This is a genomic window from Bradyrhizobium sp. Kon10 (assembly GCF_055807395.1).
The window spans coordinates 1-276 of record NZ_JBVVOZ010000206.1; the positions used below are offsets into that span (position 1 = coordinate 1).

Sequence of the window (276 nt, forward strand, 5' to 3'; positions counted from 1 at the left end):
GATGATGGCGCAACGGCAGATCCTCGAGCTTGTCGAACGGGCGACCGATCGCCTTCCCGATGTCTACCGGACCGTATTCGTGGCGCGGGTGATCGAGGGTCTCAGCATAGACGAGACGTCCGAATTGCTTGATGTGCGGCCCGAAACCGTCAAGACCCGGCTGCACCGCGCCCGCGCCCTCGTCCGCAAGGCGCTGGCCGATCAGATCGGCCCGGTGCTGCTCGATGCATTCCCCTTCGCCGGCCGCCGGTGTGACAGGCTGACCGCCGCGGTGAT

At 66.3% G+C, this 276-nt stretch carries 1 protein-coding gene; it reads left to right on the top strand.

Annotated elements, in window-relative coordinates; translation table 11 throughout:
* A partial coding sequence (locus AC0L2O_RS36735) for a sigma factor-like helix-turn-helix DNA-binding protein (protein ID WP_473373197.1) occupies nucleotides 1-276 on the top strand: 276 nt, incomplete at both ends.